This window comes from Acidianus infernus (genome assembly GCF_009729545.1).
GTDB lineage: Archaea > Thermoproteota > Thermoprotei_A > Sulfolobales > Sulfolobaceae > Acidianus > Acidianus infernus.
This window is the reverse complement of sequence record NZ_WFIY01000004.1, coordinates 2,052,341-2,065,842: the sequence shown is the minus strand read 5'-3', so window position 1 is coordinate 2,065,842 and position 13,502 is coordinate 2,052,341. Positions and strand designations below refer to the sequence as shown.

General features: G+C 37.2%; 17 protein-coding genes and 1 pseudogene. 5 read left to right on the top strand and 13 right to left on the bottom strand.

Features of this window, described 5'->3' with window-relative positions; genetic code table 11:
- Positions 1-568 precede the first annotated feature (568 nt).
- Positions 569-886 (top strand): annotated as a pseudogene (locus D1867_RS12530) (RNA-guided endonuclease TnpB family protein); the annotation flags it as partial.
- Positions 887-916: 30 nt separating this feature from the next.
- Entirely contained in the window at positions 917-1,426 is a 510-nt protein-coding gene (locus D1867_RS11615; RefSeq protein WP_240872261.1) for a nitroreductase family protein, read from the top strand.
- Here the strand turns inward: D1867_RS11615 and D1867_RS11610 are convergent.
- The 5 genes from D1867_RS11610 to D1867_RS11590 form a co-directional block, all read right to left on the bottom strand.
- Positions 1,423-2,244, bottom strand: a complete 822-nt coding sequence (locus D1867_RS11610; protein WP_155864262.1) for a DUF8155 domain-containing protein — start codon at positions 2,242-2,244, stop codon at positions 1,423-1,425. The two genes, D1867_RS11615 and D1867_RS11610, sit on opposite strands and share 4 nt — an antisense overlap.
- Positions 2,245-3,288 carry a radical SAM protein gene (locus D1867_RS11605; RefSeq protein ID WP_155864261.1) on the bottom strand — a complete coding sequence of 348 codons (1,044 nt, stop codon included), beginning with the start codon at positions 3,286-3,288 and terminating at the stop codon, positions 2,245-2,247.
- Positions 3,285-4,175, bottom strand: a complete 891-nt coding sequence (locus D1867_RS11600; protein WP_338078057.1) for a radical SAM protein — start codon at positions 4,173-4,175, stop codon at positions 3,285-3,287. Before D1867_RS11600 ends, D1867_RS11605 begins: the two co-directional genes overlap by 4 nt.
- Positions 4,172-5,197 (bottom strand): lipoate--protein ligase, encoded by a 1,026-nt coding sequence (locus D1867_RS11595; RefSeq protein WP_155864260.1) that lies wholly within the window; start codon positions 5,195-5,197, stop codon positions 4,172-4,174. The genes D1867_RS11600 and D1867_RS11595 overlap by 4 nt, the downstream gene beginning before the upstream one ends.
- A 68-nt stretch (positions 5,198-5,265) precedes the next feature.
- Positions 5,266-5,754, bottom strand: coding sequence for an HAD family hydrolase (locus D1867_RS11590; RefSeq protein ID WP_155864259.1), 489 nt, complete (start codon positions 5,752-5,754; stop codon positions 5,266-5,268).
- Between the two features lie 52 nt (positions 5,755-5,806).
- On the opposite strand from D1867_RS11590, the gene D1867_RS11585 reads away from it, so the two are divergent.
- Entirely contained in the window at positions 5,807-6,223 is a 417-nt protein-coding gene (locus D1867_RS11585) for a glycine cleavage system protein H (RefSeq protein WP_155864258.1), read from the top strand.
- On the opposite strand, the gene D1867_RS11580 is transcribed toward D1867_RS11585, so the two are convergent.
- Genes D1867_RS11580 through D1867_RS11570 form a run of 3 tightly spaced genes read right to left on the bottom strand, consistent with a single transcriptional unit; the run spans position 6,216 to position 8,445 of the window.
- Positions 6,216-7,310, bottom strand: a complete 1,095-nt coding sequence (locus tag D1867_RS11580; protein WP_155864257.1) for a lipoate--protein ligase family protein — start codon at positions 7,308-7,310, stop codon at positions 6,216-6,218. The two genes, D1867_RS11585 and D1867_RS11580, sit on opposite strands and share 8 nt — an antisense overlap.
- A gap of 1 nt (position 7,311) precedes the next feature.
- Positions 7,312-7,758, bottom strand: coding sequence for a glycine cleavage system protein H (gene gcvH / locus D1867_RS11575; RefSeq protein ID WP_155864256.1), 447 nt, complete (start codon positions 7,756-7,758; stop codon positions 7,312-7,314).
- A gap of 36 nt (positions 7,759-7,794) precedes the next feature.
- Positions 7,795-8,445, bottom strand: coding sequence for a CBS domain-containing protein (locus D1867_RS11570; RefSeq protein WP_155864255.1), 651 nt, complete (start codon positions 8,443-8,445; stop codon positions 7,795-7,797).
- Between the two features lie 200 nt (positions 8,446-8,645).
- Here D1867_RS11570 and D1867_RS11565 point away from each other — a divergent pair, with 200 nt between their 5' ends.
- Both D1867_RS11565 and D1867_RS11560 read left to right on the top strand, forming a co-directional pair.
- Positions 8,646-9,092 (top strand): hypothetical protein, encoded by a 447-nt coding sequence (locus tag D1867_RS11565; RefSeq protein WP_155864254.1) that lies wholly within the window; start codon positions 8,646-8,648, stop codon positions 9,090-9,092.
- Positions 9,088-9,507 carry an OsmC family protein gene (locus D1867_RS11560; protein WP_338078134.1) on the top strand — a complete coding sequence of 140 codons (420 nt, stop codon included), beginning with the start codon at positions 9,088-9,090 and terminating at the stop codon, positions 9,505-9,507. The genes D1867_RS11565 and D1867_RS11560 overlap by 5 nt, the downstream gene beginning before the upstream one ends.
- Before the next feature lie 101 nt (positions 9,508-9,608).
- Here the strand turns inward: D1867_RS11560 and D1867_RS11555 are convergent, their stop codons facing one another.
- The 5 genes from D1867_RS11555 to D1867_RS11535 all read right to left on the bottom strand — a co-directional run bounded on the left by D1867_RS11555 (position 9,609) and on the right by D1867_RS11535 (position 13,488).
- Positions 9,609-9,935, bottom strand: a complete 327-nt coding sequence (locus D1867_RS11555; protein ID WP_155864252.1) for a hypothetical protein — start codon at positions 9,933-9,935, stop codon at positions 9,609-9,611.
- A gap of 144 nt (positions 9,936-10,079) precedes the next feature.
- Positions 10,080-10,997, bottom strand: coding sequence for a CoB--CoM heterodisulfide reductase iron-sulfur subunit B family protein (locus D1867_RS11550; RefSeq protein WP_155864251.1), 918 nt, complete (start codon positions 10,995-10,997; stop codon positions 10,080-10,082).
- Positions 10,994-11,686 (bottom strand): 4Fe-4S dicluster domain-containing protein, encoded by a 693-nt coding sequence (locus D1867_RS11545; RefSeq protein WP_155864250.1) that lies wholly within the window; start codon positions 11,684-11,686, stop codon positions 10,994-10,996. Before D1867_RS11545 ends, D1867_RS11550 begins: the two co-directional genes overlap by 4 nt.
- On the bottom strand, positions 11,673-12,362 hold the full coding sequence (locus D1867_RS11540; protein WP_155864249.1) for a hypothetical protein: 690 nt from the start codon (positions 12,360-12,362) through the stop codon (positions 11,673-11,675). Before D1867_RS11540 ends, D1867_RS11545 begins: the two co-directional genes overlap by 14 nt.
- Positions 12,363-12,408: 46 nt before the next feature.
- Complete coding sequence (locus D1867_RS11535) at positions 12,409-13,488, bottom strand: FAD-dependent oxidoreductase (RefSeq protein ID WP_338078056.1); 1,080 nt, start codon at positions 13,486-13,488, stop codon at positions 12,409-12,411.
- Positions 13,489-13,502: the final 14 nt, after the last annotated feature.

Below are 13,502 nucleotides of genomic sequence, written 5' to 3'. Positions count from 1 at the left end.
TTAAGTTATGAGACAATATTATTGTATATTAATCTTTAACACCCTGTAACACTTTAGGTAAAAAGTTATCGTATTATGGAAAGTTTATTAGAGAAAGAAATTTATATAAGTAGTTTCTAGCCCCTCTTCACAAGATGAATATTGCTTTCTAGGAGAAGCGATTTACAAAGAAAATTCTGAGAGGACTTAATTACCTAGGTGAAATAGGTAAAATATATGACCTTAGTTATAAAAAGATCAATGAGAAGAAACTTAGATTAAGACAGAAGCAATAAGTCAAGCGAAAGCTGAGGATTCTGAAATAAAAAGAGAAAGAGAGTTAAACAACAAGGTCTTTGAAGAATTAAAGGGAACCTTACCTATGTTGTAATCGCAAAATGATTCGCTGGACGAAGTAAGGAACGTATTGAGAAACTTGAATGTAAAACAAGCAATTAGATTAGATAAGGACGCCATACGTGAAGGAGAATGTTCCAGTAACTTGCTTTAAAGGTGACAAATAAACGACAAGCCTCACCCCTTCTAGGGGCGGGGGTAAAGCCTTGAAATACTTTAAGGTTTTGTGGAACTACGCGGGAAAGCCCACGATGATGGACATGCTAAGTGTGGCCTCTATAGGTGTCCCCGCATGGAAACGCAGACTTGAATGGTGCGATAAATCCTACATATCCCCGAGTCCCTAGGAGCTGGGAGTTTAGGCAACTCCCAGTGAGGGATAGGGGTAATGGGCTGAAGGCCTAGCCCGCGGTCTACCGCTGGACGAATGGAGTGGGTGTCATCACCCACTAGCTATGAAGTGATGAAAATGAAGGCGGTAAATCGCAAACCAATGAACCGCCCTAAGGGAACCCTCGCTGGCGGGGAGGAGGTCAGAGCCTTTAAGTAAACTTAAAAGATGACCCTTTGTTATAATATTATGCGCGAAGATATACTGGAATTTCTTATGAATAGAAGAAGCATTAGGAGTTTCCAGAAAAAAGACGTAGATAACGAGCTTTTGAAAAAGTTAATTTATGTGGCAAATCACGCGCCTAACTCCATGAATAGAGAACCTTGGAAGTTCATAATAATAAGGGATGATAAAACTAAGGAAGAGCTTTCAAAATTGCATAAAGGGGCATCTCACTTATTACTCGCTCCAGTTAATATAGCAGTTGTAGGAGAGCCAGACGTAAGTCCAGACACTTGGATGGTAGACGTTGTTAATGCGACCATGTATTTCGTTCTTTCAGCATACGCAGTAGGTTTAGGAGTAGGTTGGGTTGCCGCTTATGAGAACGAAACTGCAAAGAAAATCTTAGGCATACCTAAGGAAAAAGTTTTAGTTACTCTACTTTCTTTAGGTTACCCAGATCCGGAATATAAACCAAAGCCTAAGGCTGTTAAAAGTCCAGAAGAAGTAATGCTTTATGAAAAGTGGAGCTAAGAGTATAAGCTACTTGGAGAGTTAATTAGTTCCCAAACGTCTACTTCATCTCCTTCATTAAAGTTAGAATTTTTTATAAAAAATCTAACTCTAGGAAGAGAATTAATTGAGAGAACAGCTTCGAAGAGAGGAAAACCATATATTGGCTTGCCTTCAAGCACTTTAAATGATGGTGTGTATTCCCAGTTTTTTATTAATCCTTTCCTCGCTTCAAACATTATTATATTTCTTTTCTTAACACTATGAACGAAAAATTTCATTTTCCCTATTTTTACTTCGTTTACCTTGTCTATACCTATTATTCCGCCATATCCTGCGTAAGGTAAGCTTGCATTTAATAATCCGCCACAACAACCTAATCCCCTTAAATTCCCTGCAGTAGAATAGGTTATTATTTCAACGTCAAAGTAACTTTTACATTTATTTACTACTTTACCTATTCCCCTTTCATCGTATTTAGTGAGCTTAGGGAATTTTATTCTTAGACCTTCAATGTGTGCGTGAAGGAAATCTCCACCAGTGTAAGGATTAATCAGAAACTTACCTAGCTTATCTCCTTTCTTTATCTCTTCTCCAACAGTTATGAAAGGTTCTACATGGAGTATCTTTATTAGTTTGCCGTTTTCTCTCCTTAGTAGAATAAGGTAATCGTAATTAACTTTAGCAAATTTATTTGGTCTACCTACTACAAATTTTTCAATTCTTTCAATTCTACCGTCAAACGGAGAATAAAAATATTCCATGTCATCCGAAGAAAGATCTAAAGCTTTACCTTTAACGTGAGAAGGAAAACCGCTAGAAAAATAACTTAGGAGCATTCAGTTTACAAACCTCTTTATTAAAGATGGTATTTTGCTTGCCTTTATTGCAGATAAGGTTTGCTTCTCGTCTGGATACCAAGGATAATTCTTCAATACACTTCCTGGCCTTTCGTTAGAATAAGGTCTATTACAACCTGGGCACCCGCTCGTCATAAAGGCCGGCGCAAGTTCCTTTAAGCTCAGGTCTTGGGGAATATTTATATCAACTATCTTGCCTTCTTCGTCAAAAGTAAAGTCCTCTAACTTAACTAGGTCATTCTCTATTAACCATCTGGCTAACTGAATTCTTCTGTAAACATTTAGTGGAACTGGCTTTTTGTTTTGCATAGGAGTTCCCACTTCCGGATAGAACGCAAATAAGCTTATTTTAGCCCCCCTACTATGAGCGTACCAAATTAACTCGACAGCTTCTTTTTCAGTCTCTCCTAGGCCAACAATTAAATGAATTCCAGCGTTCTTTTTGCCAAACACCTCTACAGCTTCATCAATTGCTTGAATGTACCTTTCCCATCTATGCATACTTCTCACTGGCTTTCCTCTAACTTGGTCAAAAACTCTTTTACTGGCAGCATCAATTGCAACGTCTATCATGTCTGCCCCTGCCTTTCTCATTTCGATCATATGTTGTTTAAAAGTATATGTTGCAGTTACTAGTTCAGATATTTGTAATTCTATTCCCTTCTCTCTAATTCTTTTAGTGATTTCTATTGCGTCTGGAGAAGCTCTTGGATGAGCTAACTGCCCTACGCATATCCTTTGAAGTCCGTATTCAGGATTTCCTTCCCTTTCTTTAATTCTATTTAACACGTCGTCAAGTTTTCTTAGAGGCCACTCAACTCTTATTAACGTTTTGCATTCTGGTCCTTTAGCTACTTCTCTGGCTTGACCGCAGTAGATACAGTTTGCTTTACATCCGTCAGGATAGTACTCTAGGAGATTTATTGTAGTATTTAACGCTCCCTTTAGAAATTTTCCGGGGCTGAAACCTAAAACCATGTCTGCCCCGAAACTTAACCTAACCCAATCTGGACTACTTATCATATGGACACCCGTAAAATAAAGTCATAAACTACGTTACTGCAACAAGCATTACTTAAGATTACTTTTCTTCCTTTTTCTTCAGCGTATTTTATAGTATTTTCCTCTGGAAAAGCTATTCCATCCACGTCATAATCAACTGCAAACTTCTCAACTTCACTATATTTACTTCCTAAGGGCCTAGCACAACCTAACATTACTGGGACGTTAAATAAATCTCTAGCCAACTTAAGTCCATTAATTAAATGTGAAGGAGAAGGTGGAGAAATTTCGTTATATGCTGTCCCAACTAAAGGCATTAAACCTACTATTATTACTGCGTCCGGATTAACTTCCTTCAATAACCTTATTGCATTTAAGTCCCCTTCCTCTCCTTTTTTACTTAAACCCATGATTACGTGAGGAACGATCTTTATTCCTTCTTTCTTTAAGTATTTAAAAGAATTCAAGTAATCATCTACCGTAAAAGGCTGACCTAGTACTTCCTTAATAGTCTCGTTATCTCCAACCATGTCCAATAACGCAATCTTTACTCCAGATTCCTTGAATTTCCTTGCAATTTCCTCATTCTTAACTACTCCAGTATGTGCAATTATTGTTAAATCCTTTCTACTTCTTAGGATGTCAGAATATTTCCAAACTGGAACATCTCCCCTAGCAGTTGAGCCTCCAGAGATTATTACTCCTTCCTTTGCAGTAGAAATTTCCTTTTCGAATTTTTCCCTGGTAGAGCCGTCAGCCATAGTTTCTAAGACTCTCCTATTACAATGCTTACAACTAAACGCACAATAAGTTCCAGTTACCGAAATTGCCTTCCAACCCGATCTAGACGTAAAATATTCGTTTTCGTATCTTTTTAAGGACGGCGCGTAAAAGTAGATTGGCCTCACTTGCTTACAGCCTCCTTTATCACTTTAATTAAGTCTTCCGGTTTTATCCCAATAATTTTAACTTGAGAGTACCAATCTCTTACTTCCTTCTCTATATCGTCCACCAAAGACCATTTTAACCTAGCCTCTAAATCATAAATTGCCCTTTTAGGTTCAACGAAAAAGTCTCCAGTAATCAAAATTGCCTCAATAACCTTTCCTTGAACTTTAGCTTGAACTTTAACTAATCCTCCAGGGAACTTTTCCTCGGCATATTTTATATCACCTTTTAGTGGAATTCTAGTGTTAAAAATCCATTCTGGAGAGGAATACTTTAAAGATAAGGTATTAATATCCTCAATCTCCTTATCTGTGTACTTTCCATCAATAAGTTTAACTTTTAATGCCTCTTCGAAACCTTCTTTAGCCGTTGAAATTAGTTCCTCCATATCAATAGGGCTCCTCTCCCTATTAATCCACGTTACTCTCTCCTTATAATCCTTAGCTATTTTATCCTTTAATTTTTCGGAACTTAACTTTAAGGTAGAAACCATGTCATTAACGTTGAAGTCCAATAATATTGTTCCAGTTACGGAAACATATTTGCCTATTGAGAAAGCTCCTATGCCGGAAATTTTCCTACCGTTAATCTCTACGTCGTTTTTAGGTCTAAAATTAGCGTTAAGCCCTAACTTCTTCAAAGTAACGATTACTCCTTCAGCACCTTTTCTTATCGCCTCCTCTGGGTTACCTATAATGGAAGATTCTGCGTAAATTTCCCAACCAAGTTGAAAAGGTCCCATTATAATTGTCCCACCACCAGTAGGTCTCCTACCTATTTCCCAACCCCTCCTCTTAACTTCCTCCACGTTGACTTCCTGTTCAACGGCTTGATGATAGCCTACTAATACTGCAGTAGGATCAAAGATTACAAATCTTAAAGTAGGCTCTCCTCCAGAAGCTACGGATTCCAACAAAGCCTCTTCTCCTGCAAGTATTTTAGCTTGTGAGTTCCTTTCTATCAAAAATCTAAAAGAATCCATCAAAAGAAAAAGAAGTTAATTAAATATATAAAAATTTCTTTATAATAAGATCGAGGAGATTGAGAAACTTACAACTTCAATTTTACCATTAAATCGTAAAGTTCCTCTAGAGAGCTAGCCATTAAATACGGGGAATATTTAGCACAGCTAGTATACCTATTTACGCATAATACCTTAATCCTCGAATCATAAAACCTAGCAGAGAGCAAATCTAAAGGAGAAGATCCTATAATTGCAGTCTCTAAAGGTTGGAATTCTGGAAATTCAGAAAAGAGCCTACCTAAGCATTTCTTCTCAGGTTTACTCATAGAAGGAATGAATTTTATCGCGTCGTTTTTAAAGACCTTCTCTACTATTTCTTTGGTTGTCCTCTCATCGTATGGTGAAAGGAAAACAATATCTTTTCCCTTCATTTTATTATAGAAATCCTCCCAATCCTTGTGAACATTAAACGTGTAAGGCAAATTTACATTCTTGTCTCCCTTAAATTTCTTGTAGAGCAGTTCAGTGAGATCTACGTCAAGAACTACACCGTCAAGCCATATGGCATATTTCATAGATTGATTTCTAAAATTAAGATTTTTAAGTTTTAAGATAAGCTATTAAATTATGAATATTTCAGGGTTTGAATTTCCCGAAGAGCTCTTATATGACGAGGAAAAACACGTATGGATAAAGAAAGAAGAAAACAATGTAATTTCTATAGGAATAACATCACTGGGTCAATACATGGCAGGAAAAATTTTCCAAGTATCTACAAAGGAAGTAGGAGAAAAAGTTACCCCAAGGAGCACATTATTTAGCATAGAAAGCGCAAAATGGGTAGGAAAATTTAGGTTGCCAATAACTGGAGAAATAATCGCAGTTAACGAAAATGTAATCAAAGACCCCTCAATTATTAACGAAAAACCTTATGATGCATGGATAATAAAGGTAAAAGTTGAGAAGATAGACGAAAGAAAATTCAAGACGATAAATGAGGTATATGAAAAGTTTAAAGAAGAAGCGGAAAAAGTAGTTAAATAATTTCCCTTATTTCAGGTTTATTCAAAATCTCCTCAAAGGCTTTCTTTAAATCGTCTGCGGTAAAACCAAAGATAACCGGTTTTTCTAACCTGAAGACCTCATCTATTTTTTCGTTAATTTTGCTAACTTCAACTCCTTGTAAAGAATCTTCCAGCTTATCTAAAAATTCTTTAGGAGACATTATGAAGAAGTCACCGGAAATTGAAACTTCGTCAATCTTCTTATTCACAATCTTTACAGTTATCCTAATCAATTTTCTAGCCTTATAATCAACGTGGCATACAGCAACTGCTGAAGAAATTTTAACACATCTATCAGTCCTTAAATCCGGATGCCTATTATCCTTGTAGTATATCCATTCCTCTCTCTTCTTTTCTTCAGCCAACTTATCCCAAAGCTCTATTTCTTCCGGAGTTAAAGAAGAATCCTCAAATTTTATCCCAAGTTCTTTCTCAAATTCTTCCTTGATCTTCTTGTTAAGCTCGTTCCTATCTGGAACATAACCTAGCTCTTTCTCCATTGAGGTTAGCCACTCGCTCATGTCCTTGGCAATTTTATCCCTAAACTTCTCGGAAGGAACTTTAATGCATTTACTTACAAAATCTGCGTCAAAGGAAAGTAAGATATTCCCCGCAATTACTACAGCCTTCTCGTAAGTCATTGCGCCATTACCGCTAATCTTCTTACCATTTACTACTATATCTTGCTCTTTAAGCTGAGCGTCTAAACCATAACTCCTAATTACGTTAACAATTGGAGTTAAATATTTCTTATACAGAGATTGAGGGTCTGAAGGCGCTTCCTCCTGCTTTATTACAATAAAGAAATCGTGCTCCCCAGGGGTAATTACAACTGTTCCTCCTCCTAAATCCCTCCTAACTACTGGAATATTGTGCTGTTTAGTAAAATCAAGGTTAACCTCAAGCCAAACCTCTTGATTTACACCAACGTTAACAAAAGGTTCTTTAGCGTAAAAAACCATTAAAGTATCTTTACCTCCCCTACTGACGTAATCGGCAACAGAAACGAATGAAGTAACCATGTGATAGCCGTCTTGGGGAGGTAAAGATGCAAATCTCCAACTCATTTCAGAGCCTCTTGCATGATATTTTCTCTGAGGCTATTAACTCCTTGAGCTTTTGTATTGCTTGTTCTCCAGTATACAGTTGCTTTAATTCTTCTGGATTAGTTACTTTCATCCTAACTAACCAACCTTTACCATATGGATCTCTGTTAATTATTACTGGATCTTTTTCTGCCTCAGCGTTGACTTCTATAATTTCACCAGAGACCGGAGCAGGAACTGGACCTGCCCACTTACCGCTCTCCATTGTAGCTAAAGGTCTACCTCTCTCTACTTTAATGCCCTTCTTCTTTATCCTAACTTTTACGATCTTTCCTGCCATTGTTTGTGCAATATCAGTTATTCCTACTAAAACTACATCAGCAGATTCTTGCTTTGCCCATACTGTATTCTTGCCTTCAATATAGTAGAGAAGATTTTCGGGAATTTCGCAATTGGATTCGACTACCAAATCCACCACTTAAATTAACTTTACCAATTAACTATGCTAAAAATTTTTCCTATGAAATTCATGAAACATAAGCTTTCTATTTAAATTATCAAAAACTTCCTTCCAAGAAACACTACCAAGCAAAGTCCTAAAGTCAACAACAGGAAGGAAAAATCGTGAGGACAAGACCATTAACTTCCTAGCAGTCTCAAGCGAAGATTCTGGCGTTACCTTAAAGAAATCCTTCTCCGCAAAGTTCATTACGCTTTCCTTCAATCTACCTTCTAATATTGCCTTGCCAATGCCAAATAGATCAAGAATCCCACAAGGTAAACTATCGCAGACAATTATAGCATATTCTTCGTCCCTCTCTCTCATTTTCTGTAAAACGTTATATACACTCTCTTCTGGAGGAGAAATTATTGGCTCAACGTTCATTACTTCGCCGACCTCAATTTCCTTAGCTCTTTCACTTTTTATGAAATCCTTAGCGTCAATCAAAAGGTTGGAAGAAGTAAAAAACAAAAAATGATATTTTGAGATAAGGTAGTAAATTTCTTCTTTTTTCCACGTTTCTCCTTCGTTTATCTCATAGACAGTCTCTTCCTTGCCGAAGATTAAGCCTTTTAATGTTACTAACTTCCTTTTTTCACCATCGTTTATGATTATTTTATCCACCTTATTTTTTACCATGTATTCTAAGCTCATGGTACCTTACTTATTTGTATAGTTTTGCACTGCCTTAGGCACTCTTCTATTGTAACGTATTTCCAAGATGATCTTGGACTATAACATTCCTCAATACAAGGATCCATTTTTGCAGCCATTTCGGATCAAGTTATAATAAATAGAATAGAAAAGAAAAAAATCTTTACTTATATTAAGTAGAAACAGTGGTGTAATCCCCGTTGAAGGAAAGATTAGGAAAAATAGAAGTAGAGGTTAAAGGAGAAATTGAAATTAATGGAGAAACTTACAAAATAGCTGAAGTCCCTTCAGCAGACGAGTACAAAGGTTTTCCACCATCTTGGGAATTTGTAAAGAATAGTATGTTAAGTTGGAAGCCGTATTTTAAAGGTAAGATGGTCGAAATAAATGGGCAACTAATTCCAGCAGTAGGAAATTACTTACTTAACATGGACGAAGAGATGTACGAACTTACCTTGAGGGTTTATCAAGCTTTCAAACTCAACAAACCACTCCTTGAGACTAACATAAGCGTGATAGTAACAGATCAGATAAATGAAGTCGAAAGGAAAATAGGAAGGGCTTTAAATAGCGAAGAAAAGACTGCTTATTATATAAGGTATGCAGTGGAGTTAGCAATATTAAGGGACATTGGTTTAATTAATTAACATGATAACCTTTACAGTGGAAGGAAGATTAGAAGGCAATGTAGCAAAAACTTGTGTCGCAGGGAAAGAAGTAGACATAGGTTTAATGGGTTCAGATTACCCTACGCCAGAAGAAATGCTCTTAGCTTCGGCACTTTCGTGTATGATGCTAACAATCTACTACGTTGCAAAGGAAATGAACGTTAAACTTGACGACGTCGAAGGCTATATTGAAGGTACTATGGATCCAAGAGGTTTTCAAGGAGATCCTAACGTTCCTCCAGGCTTACTTGAGGTAAATTACTTCATTACCGTGAAAAGTAATGACGAAAGAATAAATGAAGTATTGGAACAATCAATGAGGAGGTGTCCACTGAAAGACACATTAATTAGACAGATAAAAGTTAACGTGAAATGGAAAGTTGAAAAAGAATGAAAGGATAAATAATAAGTAATAAGAAAGAAAAAATAACAATAATTGTTATGCTTAAAAATGATTATTATGTTATTATACTCTTCTCTATCTATATATTGCTACTAAAATCCTCCTTGTTGCTTAAGTTTCTTTATCTCTTCTACATCAGCGTTAACATCAACCATGTCATCTTTAAGCTCTGGGATTGCATTAAGTTCGTTTATAACTTCAAGTAATTGATTCCAGTATGTCTTATATATTACGTCCAGATAAAGTCTATTTAACGTAATAAGCTCTAGAGTTACGGAAAGTTTTGCTGCTATGCCTTTCTGCTCAAGTATTTCCTTTTTATTTTCTAGAATATCGTTCAATTTATCAATTAAATCATAGAGATAGCTTCTACTCTGTATCATTTCCCTTTCTCCAGGCTTAAGGAGTTCTTCTGACATTTTTAATCAAATTAATTAAATAATGAACAAATTTTTAAGGTTTACCTTAGACTAGAGACCTATAAAAGCAAAAACATTGTTAAAATGAGGAGGAAACAGATAGAACAAAAGTAAGAGGAGAAAAAAGAGAAGAGAATTCTGTCTTTACAAATACTTCTTTAGAATACTCATTGGGTTAGTTAAGTTAGCTGTTAATAATGCCTCTTCTGGACTATGTCCAAACGCAAATGCCATTAATTGTGTAAAGTAAACTATAGGCATCCTCAAGTCTTCTCCGTACTTTTCAGCAATCTTATTCATATTAGTCTCTAAGGCGACACCTCCTAATGGACAATCTACGACTAACATATCTGCACCGTTCCTCTTAGCTTCCTTTAATATTCTTGCCTCAAGGTGTAAAGCTACCTCAACGTCAGAATATACGTGTGGCCCTCCGCAACACATTGTTTTAGCCTCAAATGGTACTACTTCTGCTCCTAAAGCTTTCAACAGTTCGTCCATGAATATTGGTCTCTCTGGGTCGTCCTTTAACTTCATGTACCCAGTTAAAGTATAAGGTTTCGGTCTAGTGTATAAACAACCGTAGTATGGAGCAACTTTTAATCCCGTCAATGGCCTCTTGACTTTAGCTTTTATCCCTTCTACACCCACAGTATTATAGAAGAACTCTACTGCATGAATAGTCATTAATTGAAGATCGTAGGGCTTCTCTCCCATCTTCTCTAAGTACGCGTTAACTTTCTCCCTAACTTTAGTATATTTACTCATGTAGTATTGGGTTCTAGATAGAGAGTAATGACAACCTGGGCAGGCAGACATTATTGCATTAGCTCCTATTTTCCTAGCTAATGACAAGTTCCTTGCTGGAAGTAATAATCCTGCCATTGTATTTACGTTCTTAACTTCTAGGGCTCCGCAACAGTTATAGTCATCAAGTCTCTCGAATTTAAGTCCAAGGTCCTCTGCTACTAGCCTTAACGAAACGTCATACGACTTTCCTAATCCGTCTAATGCACAGCCAGGATAGAATGCTACTTTACCGTATGGATTATTAGTGCTCATTCTGGTCTCACCTCCTCCTTCATTGCTTCCTCGAGTACTGTCTTTATTCTATCCCAATTCTTTACCTTATTTGGCTTTAATAGATCTTTTATTAGACCGGATTTAATTAAGGGTACGGACATGGTTATCAAGTCCCTTAAACTCATGGTTACGAAACCCGCCTTTGCGGCGGCGGAACCTAATAAAAGCTCGCTTATTCTTCCACCGTTCTTCATTACAGTATCTAAGAAAAGCTCATCGAAAACTGTGCCAGGATCCTTCTTAACCAGTCCGTGCTTTAATGCGTAATTATGTATGGCGTGAACTACTTCCTCAACCATTACTCCTTTAGGACATCTATGAGTGCACTTCTGGCATGATACGCATCTCCATAATGAATCTTGCAATTCAGCTAATGCTTGCTTATCTCCCTTCCTTGCCAAATCAATGAACTTTCTAGGGCCAAAGTTTGGATCGTATTCCCTCATTGTACAGCCTGAAGTACAAGTACCGCATTGCCAGCAGGCACTAATTGTAACGCCTTCCAGAGTGTTAGCTATTTCATCCCATACTGATGGGTCGTAACCGGTTTGTGTTCTTTCCACCAGGAATGCATTCCAAGTACCGTCTAATTCAATTCCATCTACTACTACCTTTTCCTTTTCAATTACACCTTTAATTATAGGTTTTTCCAACTCAGGTATTGGCAAGTTTGATCACCTTGAGATAGGGTTTTAGCCCCAAGACCAGGGCTGTGGTAGACAGATGTGTAGGAATTAACCCGGCGGCTTTCTTATCTACCGCCAGGTGGGTTGTATAGTCTAGGTATCTAACATATGCATAAACTAAAAAAACGGAAGTAATGTAATATTTGCCCTTGGATTCTAAACCGAATATCTCCAAGACGTTCCTTAATTCATCTATTGTGGAGAATAATTCTTTTTCGTCATTTATCTTAACGTCGTCCTTAATTACGTAATTTATTGAACCAGTCCCCCTCTCCTTATTCCATATCCATCTAGTCCAGAGAGGATATTTTTCCGGCTCTAGAAAATGAATAATCTCCTTAGCCATGTCCTCAATGTCTTCCCTTTCTCCGCCCTTGACTGTGGATTTAAACTTTTCCACTCTCTCGCTATAGGAGAGGGAAGGATCCTTAAGTTGAGAGAAGGCATAGGATAACTCCGGGATAGAAGTCTTTGAAATAACGTCTGAAAAGTGCTTCCTTGCATAGAACACAGACTCAAATAATTTCCTTGCGTCTTCTTCTGTAGAAATCTCAAGCGAGCGTAAGGTCTTACTCTTTAATTCCATTGCGTCCAAAATTGTTTGTAACGACTTCTTTGCATTACCGGATACAGTATTATTTATATCGACATCTAACATTGCATTAAAAATTTCCCTTACGTAATCAACGTTTAAAAAAATAGGATTAATGTTCTACCACCTCAACTTTTACTGGCTCTTCCCACACTCCTTTAGTTATATACTCATAAGCCTTCATTGCTGCAGCTTGTCCTTCAGTTATTGAATCTGCAATAGTCTTTGGACCAGTTATAGCTCCAGCTAGGAATATTCCTTTCCTAGTTGATTGCACTGGTAATCTGTCGGGATCTAAAGGCTTTACAAATCCGTGCTCTTCAAACTCTAATCCTAAGGCTTTAGCTACTTGCTTAGAACCTAATCCTAACTCCATTCCGTTTGCAAGGATTACCATATCGTAGGGAACTACTAATGCTCTGTTCAAATTCATCGTGTCCTCTCCTTTGATTATTACAGTATCGTTTGGTCCTCTCATGAACTCGGAAATCCTACCTCTTATGAATCCTACTCTGTATTCTAACTGAGACCTCCAGTACAATTTATCCTCCATTAATCCGTAAGTTCTTATATCCATGTAATATATGTGAACTACCGCATCCGGAATCCTTTGCTTAATTTCCATTGCTTGCTTTATTGATACTGCACAACATACCCTAGAACAGTAAGTATTGCCTACAGTTGCGTCTCTTGAACCTACACACAGTAGAATTGCTACTCTCTTTGGAGGAGTACCCTTTGTTGTAACTAATTTATTCTCCGAAAGCATCCTTTCTATGTCTGATATTTGATAAATATTTGGAATTATTCCGTAACCATATTCATATTTCCTCCTGGAATCGAAGTGTTCGAAGCCTGATGCTGCAATTATTGCACTAACCTTCTCAGTAGTTGTCTTACCAGTCTTGTCCTTTATTGTAACTACAAACCCTTTGCCTTCCGGTTTAGCACTTTCAACTATGCTTTCCATGTACTTCTTTGCTCCATCTGCCGACTTTATTAAAGGATCAATTACTTCCGACGCAGGCCTTAATTCTGGGAATAATAAGCTGTACTTTAACTTCTTAGGAGTTCCTCCCAAGTAAGACTCCTTTTCAACTATGACTACGTCAACACCCATATTTAGCAGTTCCTTAGTTGCCGAAAGTCCTGCAGGTCCAGATCCTATTACAAGAACTTTTTCTCCTGCCACTTTTCTAACCCCTT

Bases quoted from the DNA above. Each gene is read 5' to 3' on its own strand.
- D1867_RS11615 (WP_240872261.1), top strand. From the start codon at position 917: ATGCGCGAAGATATACTGGAATTTCTTATGAATAGAAGAAGCATTAGG.
- D1867_RS11610 (WP_155864262.1), bottom strand. From the start codon at position 2,244: ATGCTCCTAAGTTATTTTTCTAGCGGTTTTCCTTCTCACGTTAAAGGT.
- D1867_RS11605 (WP_155864261.1), bottom strand. From the start codon at position 3,288: ATGATAAGTAGTCCAGATTGGGTTAGGTTAAGTTTCGGGGCAGACATG.
- D1867_RS11595 (WP_155864260.1), bottom strand. From the start codon at position 5,197: ATGGATTCTTTTAGATTTTTGATAGAAAGGAACTCACAAGCTAAAATA.
- D1867_RS11590 (WP_155864259.1), bottom strand. From the start codon at position 5,754: ATGAAATATGCCATATGGCTTGACGGTGTAGTTCTTGACGTAGATCTC.
- D1867_RS11585 (WP_155864258.1), top strand. From the start codon at position 5,807: ATGAATATTTCAGGGTTTGAATTTCCCGAAGAGCTCTTATATGACGAG.
- D1867_RS11580 (WP_155864257.1), bottom strand. From the start codon at position 7,310: ATGAGTTGGAGATTTGCATCTTTACCTCCCCAAGACGGCTATCACATG.
- D1867_RS11570 (WP_155864255.1), bottom strand. From the start codon at position 8,445: ATGAGCTTAGAATACATGGTAAAAAATAAGGTGGATAAAATAATCATA.
- D1867_RS11555 (WP_155864252.1), bottom strand. From the start codon at position 9,935: ATGTCAGAAGAACTCCTTAAGCCTGGAGAAAGGGAAATGATACAGAGT.
- D1867_RS11550 (WP_155864251.1), bottom strand. From the start codon at position 10,997: ATGAGCACTAATAATCCATACGGTAAAGTAGCATTCTATCCTGGCTGT.
- D1867_RS11540 (WP_155864249.1), bottom strand. From the start codon at position 12,362: ATGTTAGATGTCGATATAAATAATACTGTATCCGGTAATGCAAAGAAG.